General features: G+C 64.7%; 17 protein-coding genes. 6 read left to right on the top strand and 11 right to left on the bottom strand.

Going from position 1 to position 18,032, the window contains the following annotated elements:
* Positions 1-11 precede the first annotated feature (11 nt).
* The gene (locus tag C444_RS09245; RefSeq protein WP_004592473.1) at positions 12-620 is read left to right on the top strand and encodes a zinc ribbon domain-containing protein; all 609 of its coding nucleotides are present in this window, start codon (positions 12-14) and stop codon (positions 618-620) included.
* 35 nt (positions 621-655) lie between these two features.
* The gene (locus C444_RS09240; RefSeq protein WP_004592471.1) at positions 656-2,413 is read left to right on the top strand and encodes a MutS-related protein; all 1,758 of its coding nucleotides are present in this window, start codon (positions 656-658) and stop codon (positions 2,411-2,413) included.
* Between the two features lie 2 nt (positions 2,414-2,415).
* Here the strand turns inward: C444_RS09240 and C444_RS09235 are convergent, their stop codons facing one another.
* From C444_RS09235 to C444_RS22310, 6 genes are all read right to left on the bottom strand, one after another.
* Positions 2,416-2,877: an SRPBCC family protein gene (locus C444_RS09235; RefSeq protein WP_004592469.1), complete on the bottom strand. Its 462-nt coding sequence runs from the start codon at positions 2,875-2,877 to the stop codon at positions 2,416-2,418.
* 185 nt (positions 2,878-3,062) lie between these two features.
* Positions 3,063-3,374, bottom strand: coding sequence for a hypothetical protein (locus tag C444_RS09230; protein ID WP_004592468.1), 312 nt, complete (start codon positions 3,372-3,374; stop codon positions 3,063-3,065).
* A gap of 354 nt (positions 3,375-3,728) precedes the next feature.
* A complete protein-coding gene (locus C444_RS22315) occupies positions 3,729-3,899 on the bottom strand; it encodes a hypothetical protein (RefSeq protein ID WP_167320811.1) in 171 nt (56 codons plus the stop codon).
* A 128-nt stretch (positions 3,900-4,027) separates the two neighbouring features.
* Entirely contained in the window at positions 4,028-6,409 is a 2,382-nt protein-coding gene (locus C444_RS09225) for a heavy metal translocating P-type ATPase (protein WP_004592467.1), read from the bottom strand.
* Positions 6,406-7,179 carry a sulfite exporter TauE/SafE family protein gene (locus C444_RS09220; RefSeq protein WP_004592466.1) on the bottom strand — a complete coding sequence of 258 codons (774 nt, stop codon included), beginning with the start codon at positions 7,177-7,179 and terminating at the stop codon, positions 6,406-6,408. The genes C444_RS09225 and C444_RS09220 overlap by 4 nt, the downstream gene beginning before the upstream one ends.
* A gap of 1 nt (position 7,180) precedes the next feature.
* Positions 7,181-7,357, bottom strand: coding sequence for a hypothetical protein (locus C444_RS22310; RefSeq protein WP_004592465.1), 177 nt, complete (start codon positions 7,355-7,357; stop codon positions 7,181-7,183).
* Positions 7,358-7,524: 167 nt separating this feature from the next.
* Here C444_RS22310 and C444_RS09215 point away from each other — a divergent pair, with 167 nt between their 5' ends.
* From C444_RS09215 to C444_RS09200, 4 genes are read left to right on the top strand one after another with little or no spacing between them, the layout of a single operon-like run.
* Positions 7,525-8,760 (top strand): halocyanin domain-containing protein, encoded by a 1,236-nt coding sequence (locus tag C444_RS09215; protein WP_004592464.1) that lies wholly within the window; start codon positions 7,525-7,527, stop codon positions 8,758-8,760.
* Between the two features lie 4 nt (positions 8,761-8,764).
* A complete protein-coding gene (locus C444_RS09210; protein ID WP_004592463.1) occupies positions 8,765-9,337 on the top strand; it encodes a cytochrome c oxidase subunit II in 573 nt (190 codons plus the stop codon).
* Entirely contained in the window at positions 9,337-11,025 is a 1,689-nt protein-coding gene (locus C444_RS09205) for a b(o/a)3-type cytochrome-c oxidase subunit 1 (protein ID WP_004592462.1), read from the top strand. Before C444_RS09210 ends, C444_RS09205 begins: the two co-directional genes overlap by 1 nt.
* 23 nt (positions 11,026-11,048) lie before the next feature.
* The gene (locus C444_RS09200) at positions 11,049-11,597 is read left to right on the top strand and encodes a hypothetical protein (RefSeq protein WP_004592461.1); all 549 of its coding nucleotides are present in this window, start codon (positions 11,049-11,051) and stop codon (positions 11,595-11,597) included.
* On the opposite strand, the gene C444_RS09195 is transcribed toward C444_RS09200, so the two are convergent.
* From C444_RS09195 to C444_RS09175, 5 genes are read right to left on the bottom strand one after another with little or no spacing between them, the layout of a single operon-like run.
* Complete coding sequence (locus C444_RS09195; protein ID WP_004592460.1) at positions 11,594-12,874, bottom strand: ICP22 family protein; 1,281 nt, start codon at positions 12,872-12,874, stop codon at positions 11,594-11,596. The genes C444_RS09200 and C444_RS09195 overlap by 4 nt on opposite strands.
* Positions 12,875-12,914: 40 nt before the next feature.
* A complete protein-coding gene (locus tag C444_RS09190) occupies positions 12,915-14,063 on the bottom strand; it encodes a double zinc ribbon domain-containing protein (RefSeq protein WP_004592459.1) in 1,149 nt (382 codons plus the stop codon).
* 60 nt (positions 14,064-14,123) lie between these two features.
* Entirely contained in the window at positions 14,124-15,323 is a 1,200-nt protein-coding gene (locus tag C444_RS09185; protein WP_004592458.1) for a PP2C family protein-serine/threonine phosphatase, read from the bottom strand.
* Positions 15,320-16,558: a serine/threonine protein kinase gene (locus C444_RS09180; protein ID WP_004592457.1), complete on the bottom strand. Its 1,239-nt coding sequence runs from the start codon at positions 16,556-16,558 to the stop codon at positions 15,320-15,322. The genes C444_RS09185 and C444_RS09180 overlap by 4 nt, the downstream gene beginning before the upstream one ends.
* A gap of 56 nt (positions 16,559-16,614) precedes the next feature.
* Complete coding sequence (locus tag C444_RS09175) at positions 16,615-17,799, bottom strand: vWA domain-containing protein (protein WP_004592456.1); 1,185 nt, start codon at positions 17,797-17,799, stop codon at positions 16,615-16,617.
* Between the last annotated feature and the right edge of the window lie 233 nt (positions 17,800-18,032).

Genomic DNA, 18,032 nt, shown 5'->3' with positions numbered 1-18,032 from the left:
CAACGGGTGGTATGGCCGACTGGCGCGAGGCGTCGGACCCGACCTGCCCGGAGTGTGGCGAGCCGCTGGAGCCGACAGCGATGGCCTGCCCGCACTGCGAGGCGTCGCTGCTCACCGACGAGCAGGCCGAAATGCTTGACGAACGCCTGACGGAGACGCTGGAGTCAATGGACGCCGGCGCGCCGACGTGGGCCGTCGCGCTCACCGGGCTCTCGCTCGGCGTCGCTATCGCGCCGCTCGTGTTGTACGCCGTCATCATTCTCGCCGGCGATCTCTCGGTTCCCGTGGCCGTCGGCGTCCTGCTGGCCGGCTGGCTCGGCCCGGCCGCGTATCTCTCGCGGCTGCGCAACCCGAGCGAGGTGCTGGCCCACGGGCTGTACCTCGTGGTCGCCGGCGTGGCCGTGGTCGTGCTCTCGGTCGGCTACGAGGTGCTCCTGTCCGACGGACCGTCGGTCGTCTCCGACCAGACTGCGCTCGTGTCGCTCGTACTCGCGGTTCCGGCCACGCTGGGAGCGCTCATCGCCCGCCGTGCAGCCCAGCGGGCAGACCGACAGGCCCGCGGGGAACCGGGGCCGCTGCATGAGCGGTTCGGCGTCGACGACGACGAGCCCGGTAACTGAAAACGCCTAAGCGGGCCGCCGTTCTCAACCCGTGCATGCGACTGGAGGAGTACTGGGGCATCGGCCCGAAGACGTCCGAACTGCTCTCCGAGGAGCTGGGCGTCGAGCGGGCCATCGAGGCCATCGAGTCGGCGGACACACGAGCGCTAACCACGGCCGGCCTCTCCCGGGGGCGCGCGACGCGCATCCTCCGGCGGGCGACCGGTGCCGAGTCGATGGACCTGCTCGCCACCAGGGACACCCGCGACGTGTACAAGGAGCTGCTGGACCTCGCCGAGGAGTACGCGGTCACCGAGGGTGCGGCGGACAGCATCCGCGTGCTGACGCCGCTGCCGACCCGCGAGGCGATGGACGAGCGGCTGGACGACGTGCTCGAAGCGCGGGACACCTGGGCCGACCTCGCCGAAGCGGACCAGCGGGCCGTCCTCGACGCGTTCGACGCCTACGACGCCGACGGGGGCGAACTGGCCGCGGTCGACGTGGCGCTCGCGCTCCGGGACACCGGCATCGAGCGCGGCGTGTTCGAGCCGCTGGCGGCCCTCGACGGCGAGTCGCTGACAGCCGGCCGGGCAGCGCTCGCCGGCCTCGCGGGCGACGGGGAGTCCGTCGGCGAGGGGGCCGACGAGGAACTCGACCGCCTGCGCGACCAACTGGGGCAGATAGAGGACCTCGCAGCAGCATCGATGGAGGTCGTCGAGGCCGTCCAGGACGGCGCGCGCCGTCCCGACGAGTTCCAGGACGCGCTCGTCCGGCACGTCACGACCGAGACGGGTATCGACGCGGCGCGGGTCCGCGATGCGATGCCCCGCGAAGCGACCGATGCCCGTGACTTCGTCGACGTGGCGCTCCGGGAACTCCGGAGTACGCTACGAAGCGACGTACAAGAGCGCGAGCAGGCCGTTTCCGACCGGCTGGAGGACGATCTCGCGGACGCCCGCGAGGATATCGACGCAGCTATCGCGACGGTGGACGACATCGCCTTTTCGGTGTCGCTCGCCCGCTTCGCCATCGCCTTCGACCTGACGCGGCCCACCTTCGTCGAGGACCGCAAGACAATCGCAGTCAAACGCGCGCGGAACCTCACCATCGCCGATATGGACAGCGTCCAGCCGATTACCTACGCCATCGGCGACCACACGCTCGAATTGGACCGGGCGAACCAGCCGCCCAGCGGCGACCGGGTGGCCGTCCTGACCGGCGCGAACTCCGGTGGGAAGACGACCCTGCTGGAGACGCTGTGTCAGGTGCAACTGCTGGCCCAGATGGGGCTGCCGGTCCCAGCCGAGGCCGCTGAGGTGGGCATCGTGGACACTGTCGTGTTCCACCGCCGGCACGCCTCCTTCAACGCCGGCGTCCTCGAATCGACGCTGCGCTCGGTCGTGCCGCCGCTGACCGAGAGCGACCGGACGCTGATGCTCGTCGACGAGTTCGAGGCCATCACCGAACCCGGCTCCGCCGCCGATCTCCTCCACGGGCTCGTGACGCTGACCGTCGACCGCGACGCCTTGGGCGTGTTCGTCACCCACCTCGCGGATGACCTCGAACCCCTCCCAACTGAAGCCCGCGTCGACGGCATCTTCGCCGAAGGGCTGAATCAGGACCTCGACCTGCAGGTCGACTACCAGCCCCGCTTTGGGACCGTCGGGAAATCCACACCGGAGTTCATCGTCTCCCGACTGGTCGCAAACGCCGCCGACCCCGTCGAGCGCAACGGGTTCGAGACGCTCGCCACGGCCGTCGGCGAGGAAGCGGTCCAGCGGACGCTCTCGGACGCGCTCTGGACCGACGAGTAGCGTTACGCCGTGCTGGCAGTGGCCCGCTCCTCGCCGGCGACCGCCTCTTCCACGTTTTCCAGCAACCGTCGCACCTCCCGTCGGTTGTACCACCTGATGACCGGCGCGAAGAGAAACTCCGGGAGCGGACCCGGTACCTCGTAGTCGGCCGCGTACGTGAGCCGCGTGCCTCCCCGCTCCGGTTCGAACCGCCAGGCGATCCGCCCCGTCAGGTCGCCGCGCATCTCGTAGACAATGCGCTCGGGCGGTTCGTACGTCGTCGCGCGGACCTCACCGGTGAACGAGACACCGAACATCCTGTACTCGTAGGCGGCGCGGTTGCCACTGTTCGGTAGGCGTTCGATACGTTCGGCGCGGGACAGACTCGGCGTGACGGCCGCCTGGTTCGACGGCTCGTCCATGAACGCGAACACCGTCTCGACTGGCGCATCGAGCCAGCGGTCGCCGGACGTATGGACCGTCATGCGTCCTGCTTCGCGCTGCAGTAGCTTACAGGCTCGGCCGCCAAGCACCGCTAGGCCAGTCGAGGGTCGAAAACGACTGCGCCCGGTTTCGGCGGCTGCAGCCGTCGGGCGTGGCGTGACTGTTCTCGGTTCTTGGAGTCGCGTCGCCACCTGTCCGTCCCGGTGGCGAGAGTGGAGGGCCGCGCTTACGCATCACCGGTCACGTCGACGCGGTTGACGGTCATCACCCCGAACCCCTCTTGGAGGAGTTCGGTTCGGCCGTCCGGAGTGTTCCGGTCGTCGTCGACCTGCATCGTCAACGACACGTCGGCGTCGACCCGGATGTCCGTCCAGGTGGGCCGCACGCTGGTCACGCGGTCGACGGCCACATCTTCGACGCCGTCGACGGCCGCGAGGACGCCTGCGACACCGGCTTCGAGGGTCTCGGACCCGCCACGCGGAACGCGCAGTGATACGTCGGCCGATACCTCGGTCGGGGGGGTCGCCTGCAGCGACATAACGCCGACGGCCGGAATCGAACCGGGCCACGAGGGCACTCGCCAATTGAGTCGCGTCGGTCGGGAACTGCGCGGGTGGCGGGCACGTACGTCCGGCCGGGAACGGCCGGTAGAGGATTCCCACACCGGGACGATGGGGAACCCGAGGGCTGGACAGCGTGATAGCGACACGATACGGTACAGGCTCAAGGGCGAACGGGGACACGTCGACAGACTACACTGGGCGGTGTAGCCTATCAGGCGGAGCAGCCAAGCGGTAGGTAGAGTTCCGCCGCTCGACAGTGAGCCAGATCGAATCGCCGCCGCAGTGCGGCGTCCGTGAGTGGGGCCCCGGTCCCACGGCGGCGAACCAGTCTATGGTGCCACGGGCGGAATCTTCACCGAACAGGTGTCCGCGGCGGCCCGTTCCCCAATAAGGGGTGCATACTCGACCGTAGCGTCGAGGCTACGTTCGATGGCCGACCGCCCGCTGTACAGCCAGCGAGCGAACGACGTTGGCGCGGGAACGGGAAGTGCGTAAGTCATGGGTCACCACGTCGGTGAAAGCGACGTATATGTGATCAGAATCGGTGATATATTAAATCTGTTTCAGACGTGATACCAAATAACAAAGATCAGCGGTCACTGATACGGTCGCAACCGATAACATGGTGTCAGTCGGCCGCTGCTGGCTGTTGCGGTGTGTCCGGTTCATCAGCATTCATCTCGCCGTGTGAGGCCGTGTCCGCCAGCGTCCGTGTGGAGTTGCCCACGACGAGCAGGCTGCTGGCCGTCATCGCCAGGGCCGCAAACAGCGGGTTCAGGACGCCGAGCAGTGCGAGCGGGAGCGCCACGGCGTTGTAACAGAACGCCCACGCGAGGTTCTGGCGGACCCGGGTTCGGGTTGCGGCCGTCACCGCGAACACGTCGGGGACGGCCTGCAAGTCGTCCGTCGTGACGACCGCGTCTGCCGCATCGGCGGCCAGTGACGTGCCCGATGCCATAGCGATGCCAACGTCGGCGGTAGCCAGCGCCGGGGCGTCATTGCTCCCGTCGCCGACCATCGCGACAGTCCCACGGGACTGCAGTCGCTCGACGACCTCGGCTTTCGCCTCGGGCGGGACGCCTGCGAACACCTCGTCGACGCCGTCGTGGCGCTCGAACGGGGCGGCGGCTTCCGGGCGATCGCCAGTAATGACAACCACGTCACGGTCACGAGCGAGCGTTGAGACGACTGACTCCCAGTGTGAGCGGAGCCTGTCGCCCGCAACGAGCACGTCCCGCGCTTCGCCATTCCATCCGACGAGCGCTGGGACACGGCCGTTCTCCGTCGCGCGCTCACACCGGCTCCGAAGGTCGGCGGGCACGTCGAACCCGAGGTCGTCGAAGAGTGCTTGCGTCCCAACGGCGACGTGTTCTCCGTCGACCGTCGCACTGACCCCCTGCCCCGGGTGTTGCTCGAATCCGGAGACCGCCGCGTCCGGGACCGGCGCGGCGTCCGTCACGGCCTCGGCGACGGGATGCTCCGCGAACTGCTCGACTGCAGCCGCCCGGGCCATCGCTCCCTCGTCGGCCCGCTCCAGCAGTTCCATCTCGCCGGTCGTCAGTGTGCCCGTCTTGTCGAAGGAGACCACGTCCGCATCGGTCGCCGTCTCGAACACCGCATCGCCGGTGACGACGGTCCCGCCGTCGAGTGCCCGGCGGATGCCCGCCGCAGTCGCAAGCGGCGTCGCCAGCCCCAGCGCACAGGGACAGGAGACCACGAGCACCGCCAGCCCGGTCAGCATCGCGTCGGTCAGTGTTGCGCCAGCGACGAGGTGTCCGCCGGTGGCGAGTACAGCCAGAACGACCACCAGCGGGACGAAGACGGCAGCGATGCGGTCGACCAGCCGCTGAACGCCGCCGCGCGTGCTCTGGACCTCCCACAGCAGGTTCGTCAGCCGGTCGACGGTGCTCTCGGCGTCCGGCCCGACCCGCACGACGACACCACCCTGCGTGACCAGCGACCCGCCGATGACCTCGTCGCCGTCCGTCTTCCGGACAGCCAGCGACTCACCGGTGACGAGTGACTCGTCAACGGCTGCGGTCCCCTCAAGTACAGTCCCGTCAACAGGGATTCGCTCGCCGGAGCGGACGACGACTTCGTCGCCGGCCGACAGTGCCCCCACGTCGACCTCCTCATGACCACCGTCAGTGCGCCGTCGAGCGCTATCGGCCCGCTGTGTGGTGAACTCCGTGAGCCGGTCCAGCGCGCGCCGCCGGACCCGGTCCTGATAGTAGTCACCGACCGAGACGGCCATGACGATGACCGTCGCCACGTCGAAGTACACCTCTGTATGGCCCAGGATGACGGCGGCGACGCTATATAAGAAGGCGGTCACGGCGGCCATCGCCACCAGCAAATCCATGTTCGGCCGGCCAGCCCGGAGGCTGACGTAGGCCCCGCGAAGCAACGGCCACCCGGTGTAGCCGACCACGACGCCGGTCATCACAGCCATGTTCCACAGCAGGTAGCTCCCCGCCTGCCCCGCCGGGTCGAACAGTAACAGGGACTGATCCACGCCGAGGTAGGCCGGGTAGAGAAAGAGGATGTACCACAGCATCGTCATCATCCCGAAGAAGCCGCCGACGATGAGACGTCCCTCAAGTTCGTACTCGTCGTCGGTTTCCGTGGCCTGCAGGCTGGCATCGTAACCGGTGCCGGCCACTGCCTCTGTGAGGTCCGACTCCGAGAGTGCGTCGGCGTCGTAGGTGAGTTTCATCGTTCCCGTCGGGTAGCTGGCGGCCGCGGCGGTGACGCCGTCGTGGTCCGTGGCCCGCGCTTCGAGGAACGTCTCACAGGTCGCGCAGTGCATCCCGTCGATGGAGAGGAAAGCCGTCTCCCCGTCGGCGTCGTCCGGATCGGATCCAGTATCGGCCGCGTCGCGGGTCTCCGTCGCCGGGTCGTCGAGCGTCCGCGCGACTTCTAGACAACCGCGACAGCAGAACGTCCCCTCGACCGCGTCGTCGGTGACCGGCGTATCGACCGGCAGGTCACAGAGCGTACAGTGGGTCATGTCCAGGGCATCGGCAGGGGTGGTTTCGGAATGGCGATACCGAACGCTGCCAGGCCGTTCGACAGCGGGACGAGCGCAAGCACGATGAAGACGACGCCAAGTGCCCGGTGCAGCGTCGCGCGGTGGCCCGGCGACAGCGTTCCGAAGGCGGTCCCGTAGGCGAACACCAGCGGAAACGTCCCGAGGCCGAGCGCGGCCAGCGAGAGTCCACCGGTGAGCGCAGAGCCGGTCGCAAACGCGTACAGGAACGCCGGGTAGAGCAGCGGACAGGGAAGCAGGCCGTGCATCGCGCCCAGTGCGACCATCCCCGGGCCGTCGACCCACTGATCGACCCTAGCGACGAGCGACGCCGAAAGGCGCTGGAACAGGTTCCCCACCAGCGGTAGCGACCGGGCCACATCGACGGCGCGACCACGGGAGAGATACCCCAGGCCGACGGTGATGATAGCGAGTCCGACGAAAATCCCGACGGTTCCCCGGACGGCAGTTCCGAGACGTGCCAGGCCAGCGACGTCGTACAGCACACTGCCAGCAGCGCCAAGTACGGTCCCGACGAGCGCGTAGCTCAGCGTCCGTCCAGCGTTGAACAGCGCGTGCTGACGTATTTCATGGCCTGACACCGGTCCGCCGTCGTCAAGTCTATCGGCGTAGGTGGTGACTAACGGCCCGCACATCCCGAGGCAGTGGACGCTCCCGACGAGTCCAAGCCCGACGAACGCCGCGATGCCGGCCGTTTCACCGGAACTCAGTCCCGCCGTCCCGAACGGCATATCAGACGGAACTCGACTCTGCGGGTTTTGTCATCAGGAACAAACTGCTGGCGATGATAACGACGCTGACGAGCGAGAGTGCGACGATGGTGCGGCCGGTTCCCTGCATGTAATACGCGACCGGTGCGAGCCCGAGCAGCGCCAGCAATGTCACGAGCCGAGGGCTTGACGCAGACATATCTGGCCGTACGTTAGAGGGCTTATAAAAAGAAACGGGTCGTTCCTGCCGGCTGAAAACACCATCAGGGGTTTTTTTAGGTAATCTGCTATTCTCCCAGATATGGTACAGCACGAAGCTAGAAGCAGTCAGCTGCCAGATTCGCACGACGCGGTGGGGGTGCGACAATGGCGCTGAGTCGGCGACAGTTCGTCGGTGCCGCAGCCGGGACAGCGGCGCTGGCCGCGACTGGCACGGCGACAGCACAGGAGGAACCGGACTACGGCGGCTGGTTCGACGATGTCTCGAACTTCGACGGGACCGCCGACAAGCGAGGCCAGGACACCGTTACGATCACCGTCGGCGCGCAAGGTAACAACGGCGCGTTCGCCTTCGACCCGCCCGCAGTGATGGTCAGCCCGGGCACAGAGGTCGTCTGGGAGTGGAACGGTGAAGGCGGCGGCCACAACGTCGTCTCGGACGGCGACGGGCCGCTTGACTCCGGCAGCCCGGTCAGCGAAGCCGGAACAACCTACAGCCACACCTTCGACTCAGAGGGGATGTTCAAGTACGTCTGCGTCCCGCACAAATCGCTCGGGATGAAGGGTGCCGTCGTCGTTCGGCCCGGAAGCGGTGGCTCCGGTGACGGCGGCTCCGGCGGGCAACAGCAGCAAGGCCCACCCGAGAACCCAGATTACGGCGGCTGGTTCGACAGCGTCTCGAACTACGACGGAACAACCGTCGACAGGACCGACGCCGACAGCGTCGAGATATCGGTCGGCGCGCAGGGCAACAACGGCGCGTTCGCCTTCGACCCGCCAGCGGTACGGGTGACACCCGGCACTGAAGTGACGTGGTCCTGGACCGGTGAAGGCGGTGGCCATAACGTCGTTTCGGACGGTGACGGGCCGCTTGACTCCGGAAGCCCGGTCAGCGAGGCTGGAACGACCTACAGCCATACCTTCGAAGAGATGGGCGTGTACAAGTACGTCTGTACGCCCCACAAATCCCTCGGCATGAAGGGCGCCGTCGTTGTCGGTGGCCCGCTCGGTGGCAGCGGTGGCGGCAATGGTGGCGGAAGCGGACAGGGAGGGAGCGATATCGAACTCTCCGGCCCGCAGTGGCTTCTCTCGGGCTCGGTTCTACTTGCGTTCTTCTCGCCGCTGTTGTTCGCAGTCGCGATGCGCCGCCGTCAGAACGGGCGGCCGCCACAGACGGGTGAAGGTGGCGAGCCGCAGCGGGCGACTGGCCCGGAGCCGGTTGAAGAGGCCGCGGAAACTGAACCGGCCGTCGAACTGGGCCACGACGAGTACGACCCGAAGGGAACAGCGGCACTGGTCGCCTTCTACTTCGTGCTGATCGGCCTGCTGTGGGTGTTCATGTACTTCGTCGAATTCCTCGGCCGAGTCTCAATAATCGGGTGATACCATGCAGGTTCATAGATTCGAAAAAGTCTGGCTCGGTGCAGCGATACTGCTCATCGTCGGGTTCATCGCGACGATCGCGTACGGGTCGGTCGGCGTCGGCGTCGGGATGGTCGACGATTCGGGCGGACAGATCAGCGCGCAAGCTGTACAGAACGGTAACACTGGCACGCAGTTCGACGACCCCGGTGTCGTCAAGACGGGTGACGACCAGTACACCGTGTACGTCGTCGCTCGGCAGTTCCAGTTCGTTCCCGGGACCGGAGACACGCCGATCCGCGTGCCCGCGGGTGCGAACGTCACGTTCAGAGTGACCAGTGCGGATGTGACACACGGCTTCTCCGTGGTTGAAACCAACATCAACACGATGGTCATCCCGGGTCAAGTCTCCGAAGTCTCGGCCCGGTTCAACGAGCCCGGCACCTACGGGCTTGTCTGTCACGAATACTGCGGGGCGGCCCATCACACGATGGGTGGCTCCGTCGAAGTCGTCCCGCCAGAGGAGTACGATATGCAGCAAGAGAACATCGACCAGTCCGCAGCTGATGCACAGGCCCAAGAGGAGGCGGATCAGTAATGGTGTTCGTCGATTCCTATCCGAAAACGTCAAAGCTCGTCCGTAGCGAGTTCATTGTGGCGTTCGTCGCCCTCGGAATCGGAGCGCTGTTCGGTGTCGTTCAGGCGCTTCACCGTACCGGCGTGTTCCGGGGCTTTGTCAGTTCCGCCGACTACTACACGATTCTGACGGGCCACGGCGTCCTGCTGGCGCTCGTGTTTACCACGTTCTTCATCGCAGGACTGTTCGCGTGGGCCGTCTCAAACAGCCTCGAACGAGAGTTGCCACACCGCATCGCCTGGTCGGCCTTCTGGATAATGCTCACGGGGACAGTGCTTGCGGCCGTGTCCATCATCGGCGGTCTCGTCGGTGCGCCGTCGATTCTGGGCCACGACCTCAAAGCGGACGTGCTGTTCACCTTCTACACCCCGTTGAAGGCGCATCCGGCGTTCTACATCGGCGCGGCGCTCATCATCGTCGGTTCGTGGATCGCTGGCCTCGCGTACTTCAAAGCGCTGTGGGAGTGGCGCTCGGAGAACCCGGGTGAGCGGATTCCCCTGCAGACGTTCATGGTCCTGACGACGATGCTGATGTGGTATATCTCGACCATCGGCGTCGCCGTCGAGGTCGTCGCATTCCTCATTCCATGGTCGCTCGGGCTCATTCAGAACGTCGACCCGCTGCTGACGCGGACGCTGTTCTGGTACTTCGGCCACCCGGTCGTGTACTTCTGGCTCATGCCGGCGTACCTCGTCTGGTACACGATCCTGCCGAAGCTGGCCGGCGGGCGACTGTTCAGTGACCCGCTGGCCCGCGTGGTCTTCGTCGCCTTCCTGCTGCTCTCGACTCCGGTCGGCTTCCACCACCAGTACACCGACCCCGGCATCCCCTCGGGCTACAAGTTCATCGCGATGACGAACACGATGTTCTTGCTGTTGCCCTCGCTGCTGACTGCGTTCACCGTGGTCGCCTCGGTCGAACATGGCGCTCGCCAGCGGGGTGCAAAGGGCTACCTCTCCTGGCTTCGGAATCTGCCGTGGGGCAAGCCGGCCTTCGCCGGCTGTATGCTCGCCGGCCTGATGTTCGCCGCGGGAGGGTTCTCCGGCATGATCAACGCCGGGATGAACATCAACTACCTCATTCACAACACCATCTGGGTGCCCGGCCACTTCCACCTCACTGTCGGGACCGCGTTCGCGCTGACGGCGATGGCTATCAGCTACTGGCTGGTCCCACAGATCACCGGGAAGAAACTCCAACAGCGTACCATCGCTACGCTCCAGCCGTACGTCTGGTTCGTGGGCATGGCGTTGATGTCGAACGCCATGCACCGCGCCGGCCTCGCCGGCATTCCGCGACGGACTGCCGAACCGACGTACGACGAGTTCGCGTTCGAGGGCGTCGCCGGAACAGTCGGCGAGATGCGAATCCAGATCGCCATCGGCGGCTTCCTGCTGTTCGTCGGTGCAGCGATGTTCCTCATCGTCATGGCCGACACCCTGCTCGCTCGCCGCGGCGGGACGCTGTCGGTCAACAGCAACATCCCGGAGCCGCTGTCCGGCGCGGACCACAGCCCGCGCATCCTGGACAACTACAAGCTCTGGACGGCAATTGCCCTGCTGCTCATCGTCATTGCCTACGGACCACCACTCGCCAGCATGGTCGCTGATGGACTGTTCGCGCCCGGTAGCCCGCCAATCCCGGTCTAACACCACTTCACTACTCTCTCATCATGTTCGACGACGTCGACGGTCCGGAGCAGAAAACGCTGCTACGACTCCTCATCATCGTCGGAATCGGCTTGCCGATCCTCATCGAGGTCGTTACCTTCGGGAGTATGATGGGGCATCATTTGACCGGGGGCACCGGGGGTGAGGTGGCCCCCGAAACACCGACTGCGGAGCCGGCCGGTGCCGGCGTCGGCGACCCGATTCTGGAATCCGCGAACGTCTCAGCCCGCATCGATGCGGCGTCTGTCGTCACCGCTGACGAGGGGTGGGAGTTCACGCTAACGGTGAACGTAACGAACACCGGGTCAGACCCCACAGCAGTTCGTCTCGACAGCGTCACCGCTCGCAACGGGGAGACGATTGCGGAATCCGCAAGCACCGGACAGCTACCAGTGAATCAGACTGCCGACGTGACCAAATCGTGGCTACTGCCCCCCGGCGAACGACCGGACACCGTCTCTGTAACAGTGTTTGTGTATCCGGATGAGGGCTCAGTACAATCGACACAATACACCGTTGCGCTCGGTGACATCCCCGTTTCGAACCGCTAACCGTCTCGCCCGTCCACGGGGTCGCCACAGGACGGGCAGGCGTCAGCATCGGGCGGGAGTGACTCGCCACACTCGCCACAGTACGACTGGCCGGCGTCGCGGCTGCCCGGTGTGAAGACGGACGTATCATCCATCCACGCTTCGTCGGTTGCTGAAGCAGTCTCATTCGTATCGTCGGACCCGGCTGCCTCCGAACCCGTGTCTGTCTCGCTGTCGTCATCTGCCGTTTCCGGTTCTTCCTTACTTTCCGATGACTGTGCGTTGTCCGGTGCCGATTCGTGAGCGGACGGTTCCGCCGCCGGGACCTCGTCGGGTGAGAACACTCGGGTCCCGGTGTGTCCCGGTGACTCTTCGTCGCGACCAGTATCCGCGGTGTCAGTCCCGTCCTCGGTTTGTTCCCGTGCCTCCGGTACAGCGTCGACAGCCCGTTCGGTAGTTGGACGCTCGTTGCCGCTTTCCGCCGTCCTGACCGGTGGCATAATCGGGAACCGCTGGTCCGGACGGCGCTGCGGGTTCGAAAGCGGCGCGCGGATTCGAACGACGATTCCAGCGAGCAGTTGGAATAGGAGGTACACACTTGCTAATACGCCGGGGACGGCGATGAACAGAGGTGTGGCTTGCGATGGCTGTACGCCCGTCAGTTGTAGTACCGTCTCGGCAACGGGGCCGACGCCGGCCCGCGCCAGCCACGGGGACAGGGGCGACGACACGCCGGATGCGATGACCGGCTGCGTCAGCCACCCAGTCCCGAGAGCGGCGGCGCTCACAAACACCAGCAGCGACAGGAGTGGTGGGACCGAGAACGTGTAGACGCGGTGTCCGTAGGCGACGGTCCGGACGACGAGATGCACCGTTCCGAACAGTGCAACGACCGTGAGCGGCCGCTGCTGCCCGAGCGTGACACTGAGCAGCAAGCAGCCGAGGAGCACACTGCCCGGGATAGCGAGAACCAGGCTCGGATGGTCCAGCCGATACGCGTCGACAAGGTTGCCGTAGCTGTTCCGAAGCCGCCGATTGATGAGGACAACGGTCGCCAGCGACGGACCGAAGAGCCAGAGGCCAGCGGCGAGCACAGTGCGTACTGAGATAGTTCGGCCAGCAAGTGTCACAAGAACAGTGCCTTCGAGCCCTGGGAACTGTGCTAACAGCAGTCCCGTCGCGAGCACCCAGCCACCGTAGACGAGCCATGCCAGACCCACACCCACAAATAGCCAGGTTTCAGCTCGCAGTAGTGCGGTGGACTCGCGGAGTTCCAACCCCAGTCGACCACGCTTCATCAGCCTGATGTTTCCCGACCGACCGCTTAACTGTGGGTGGTCACGCCGCCCGAATCGTCATCGTAGCGACACCTGACAGTTCGAGTTCATCACCCGGTTGGATCGGTTCCCGGTCGCCTTTCTGCAACTGGGTCTCGTTCAGCCGCGTCGGGTTATCCCCGAGATCGACCAGATAGTACCCCTCCGGCTGGCGGTCGAACCGGACGTGTTCGCGGTGGATCCGAACCGCTTCGTCTTCCGGTCGCCCGGCATCCAGTAGCGCGGCCCGGATCTCTCGGCCGATGCGGTCCCCGTCTTCGATGGTGATGTCTCGACCCTCGACCGAGAGGACGAGTTTGTCCGGTACCGCCGCATCGTCGGTGGACTGTGACGCGAGTGTGTCGACGGCGTTGCCCGCGGTTGCTGACCTACTCTCCGTCTCGTCGGCGGTCGACGGCCCTGTCGAGTCAGCCGTCGACGTGTCGCTCTCGCCGCGATGTGCGTCTAAGTCCTCCCCACAGTTGACACAGAAACTGGCGTCGTCGTCGACAGCGGTGTCACAGGACGGGCACGCGTCGAGCGAGCCGTCGTCCCCCGGTGTGATATCCTGTACGTCGGCACCGCAGGCGACACAGAAATTCGCATCGGCATCGAGTTCGTGGTCACAGTCGGGACAGGTAATCGTCGCCGTATCGTCATCTGTTTCCGGGGTTTCGTCGGAGACCTCGGCGTCCGCTTCGGAGTCACCGCTGGACTGGTCCGGGGTGTCGTCGGCCTCGTCGGGTTCTTCCGCAGCGTTCGGCTCGGTTCCGTTTTCGGCCTCGGCGTCGGCTTCAGGTTCAGGTTCGTGTTCAGTCGCCGTCTCCGCCATCTCCACCGTCTCATCCTCTGCCTCGGTTACCCCAGTGTCCGAGGCTCCACCCATCGATGTTTCGTCGGCGCTATCATCGACACCAGTGTTGCCATCCGGGGCGTCGGCTTCGTCGCTAGCCCCCACCGACCGGCCATCCGTCGGGTCCGCCTCGTCCGTGCCTTCCGGTATCAGGTCGGCGTCGTCCGGCACCCCATCGTCGGTGTCAAAATCAGCGGTGCTTTCGTCGGTGTGTTGCCACTCACCACAGTCCGGGTTTGTGCACCATCCGCCCGCGACTGTCGGATCAAAGTCCTCGTCGCATATGGGGCATTTTACCGTGCGGTCGGATTCAGGCATGGGTTTCGTTAGATCCTACAGAGCCAAGAAATAAAATACTTGTCCCACGAAACTTTCTCTCTACTCGTCTGTCATAATCACTGTGTCACGTTCGGAAATGTCGAGATCAGGATCGATATCTCGAACTGGCATCCCACCGCTTTCCGGCGTTTCTGGGAGCGCACTGTCGGCAAACAGGAGCACGGAGATGTTGTCTTTCCCACCGCGATCGTTTGCCAGTGACACGAACTCCTGACTCGCTGCGTCGAGGGACGCTGCATCAAGGACCACGTTTCGGATCTCGTCGTCGGTAACGACCTGTTCGCGGATACGCTCGGCCACCGAATCGGCGTGATCCGAATCGACGTACTCCTCATACAACTCCGGTGCGTCGGTCTGTGCGTCAATGAGCCCGTCGCTGGTCGCCAACACCGTGTCTTCTGCGTACAGCCTGACCGTTCGTGTGTCCACCCCAACAGTCGCCTCGTCGGGGTCCTCGTAGCCGGACCCGCCCAGCGCGCGCGTGATTTCGTTCCCATTGGGGTGGACATGTGCTTCCACGGGATCGATTTCATCGCTGTCGACCCACTCCTGAACGACGGCGTGGTCTCTGGTCAGCGGCGAGATGGTCTCACGGGCACTGTTGACGACGTAGGCCCGGCTATCACCGACCCAGCCGTAATGGAGTTTGCCGTCAGCGTAGATCCCTGCGACAACCGTCGTGTAGGATTGGGTCCCGGTCTCGTTTGCGTACCGGATGATTTCGCGATGCGCGGCCGTAATCGCCTCTGCCACGGCAGTTTCGAGTTCCCGCTCACCGGGTGGGTCCGGAAGGACATCGCGGGCCACATCGACATCGAAGCCACCGGGATAGCTTCGGGCCGTTCGAATCGCCACGGGAGCAAGCTGTTCAGCCACGATAGTCGTCGTGATGTACGACGCGATGTCGCCGGCGTCGTGCCCACCGGCCCCGTCAGCGACCACGAATACGCCGGCCGAGCGGTTCATCGGCTGCCCGTTGCCGTCGGTTTCGGACGGATCTTCGTCGTCGGTGTCATTGTCATCAGCCATATACGCCGCCGTCTCAGAACCGGCTGTCTCGTCTGTCACATCCACCGTCTCGCCGTCGTCTGCCGTGGCTGAATCCTGCGACTGCGGCCTGTCTTGCCCGCGATAACCGTCCCGATGGCCTTCCTCGAACACCGTCAGCGAGACGCTGTCCTCGTTGATGCCCTGTCCTCGCTTCCTGTCGCCGATATCGTAGTTCGTACTGTATCTCATGACTCCTCCGGATGGAACTCGAACGTGACCCCGTAGGTCGGATGGACCAGCGACACCAGGTCGCCATCGGTCAGTGTCACCGATTCAGGTGGCACGTCGCCGTGTCTGTCGGTCGGGTCCTCGCCCTCGGAGCGCAGACGGTTGCGCCCGGGTTCGGAGAGGACGCGCTGCCAACCGGCCCCTTTCTGGACGAACGTGCCGTTGAGGCTCCGGTCGTGGAGGCGCCAGTCGCCGTCTTCGATGTCGAACTGTACCTGGACCGAGGAGATGTACTCCCCCTGCGGGTCTTCGATTGTTATCGACGCCGGGGGACCGCTCGCGCCCTGTCGCCCGATAGTGTCGCCCGGTTCGACAGTGAACTGCCTGTCCGCCTGGATGTACGTCACCGACGCCGTCGCAGGCGGCGTTGGGTCTCGCCGTTCGAGGACCTCCTTGAGGACCGTCGCGTTCCGGTATCTGTCGCGGTAGTGTGACTGTGTGGCCCGTTCGACGATCTCGGCCAGATAATCGTCGCAGTCGGCTCCGAACGCCTGCGGGTTCACCCCGTCTTTCTTCGGAACGCTCCCTTTGAGGAGGAACAGGAGTATCTTCCCGATAGAATACACGTCCGACCAGGGACCCTGCCGAACATCGGTTCGACTGGCCTCGGCGACTTCCCGGGGCTTGAACGGCCCCAGAATTGTCGTCCCGGTGTTCCCGGAGGACGGGTCCTCAGTCGCATCGAAGCCCGTCGCCGTATTGAAGTCGATTAGTGTAGGCGTGATGTCGGGCGTGAGCATCACGTTCTCCGGTTTCAGGTCCCGGTAGACGATCTCGTTTTCGTGGAGAAAGCCCATCGCGTCACAGAGGTCGATACCGATCTGACGGACCTGTTCGCTGTCGTCGATCGGGCCGTGCTGGTCGATGACCTCGTCGAGTTCGATCCCGTCGACGATCAACTGGACGACCAGAAACGGAACGTCACGCTCTGTGACCTGGTCGTAGTAGTCCATCACGTTCTCGTGGCCGCCGGCTCGGCGGATGCGTTCCAGCGAGCCGACCTCCTTCTTGAAGTACTCCTCGATGATGTTGGGATCGTTCTGGGACTCAGTGTAGTTGGGGTATTTGACGGCGACCGACTCGCCGCTCTCGATGTCTGTAGCGCGGAACGCCTTTGCGAACCCGCCCTTGCCGAGGAACTCATCGAGCTCGTACCGGCCGGCGATGACGTTACCGCTCTCGGGTTCCCAGGCCATGCGTCAGCCGTCTCTCCAGCATCTAGCGGCCCTGCCGACACTATTGATCGAAACGATCACTTCTGGATACCCTCGTCGGTGACGATTTTCGTCGCCTTGTTTTGCTCCTTGCGCCCGCCTTCCATCACGATGCGCGTCTCTCGCTCGGCTGTCTGGACGGCCTCCGTGTCCTCGCCATGGATGCGCGTCATCCGCTCCAGTTGCGTCTGGGCTTCGGCGACGTTGCCCTTTCCGAGTTCCGTCTTGATAACGGTCTGTCGGTGGTCTACGTCGACCTGTTCGTTGTGCTCCGCCAGTTTCGCCTCGTCGTCGGTGTAGTCGACGGTGATCGACTCATGTGTCGTCTCGCCGCCGGCGTGCAGCGTGACATCCGCTAGGGACACCGAATCCTGGGGGTCATTGGCCGGGGCGTGGATCTTCAGTACGACCCGCTGGGTTTCCCGATCAAGCAGGTCGGGCAGCGGCACGACGGCCGCGTTGTCCTCCCAGTCGGGAGAAACGGACTGCGTCTGGGGGAGCGAGCGATACACCTCGCTCACCTCGACGCCGTCTGCCGCGTCGAGTTCGAGGCGGGCGTCGGGAGCGACAACGGTCCCAGCTTCCTCGACTGCGTCGCCGAAGAACGACTCGATGTCTCCGGCGGCGTCCAGATGTGTCCATTCGCCGCGGGCAACGGTACCGAGTGTCCGGATCGTCTCCTCGCGGTAGTCGCTCCCGATGCCAGCCGCCTTGATTCTGATACCCTCAGTGTCGATTTCGCGTGCTAGCGTCCCGAACGCTTCCGGATCGTGGGAATTATCTTTCCCGTCGGAGAGAAGCAGGACTCGTCGGGCCGTGTTATCGTCTGTCGGTAAATCCTGCAGGGACGCCTTCGCTTCCAGCAGGCCACTGTACATATCAGTGCCCCCGCCTGCAGAAATGTCGGCGACCGCGTCCACTGCCGTTTCGCGCGAAATAGTTCCCCACCGCGTCGGCGCAAGCACCGTCGTGACCTCGTTGTCGAAGGCGATGATCGAGATGTAGTCGTCTTCATCGAGTAACCCGAACACCCATTCAGCGCCGGCGCGTGCCTGCTCGATGTCGTCGCCGGCCATCGACCCGCTGGCGTCGATACAGAGGACAATCTGTCGCGTGGGTGGTTCCTCCAACCGTCCGGGCTCGACTTCGATTTCAGCGGTCAGTTTCGCCCCGCCCGTCGGCACGTAGGGTCGGTTGACCTCGCTCACGACAGTAGCGGTCATACTGGTAGATGGGTCGTACGGAGTAATTATATGTTTCCCTCAGATCGAAGGAAAAAAGTTCTACCCGCTACCCAGCCCGGTAGCCTGTTGCTACTATTTGCCTTCTGGTAGTAGGTACTATGTAATAGGCGTTTAATTGCTGCAGCCAGCACCTGTGGGTACCAACTATCGGTACCTGGTCATATATCGGCAAATCGGAGTTCCCCAGCCGTCCGGATGCAGACAGCTATCGG

Source organism: Haloarcula japonica DSM 6131, assembly GCF_000336635.1.
GTDB classification, from domain to species: domain Archaea; phylum Halobacteriota; class Halobacteria; order Halobacteriales; family Haloarculaceae; genus Haloarcula; species Haloarcula japonica.
This window is presented reverse-complemented; position numbering and strand designations above follow the sequence as displayed.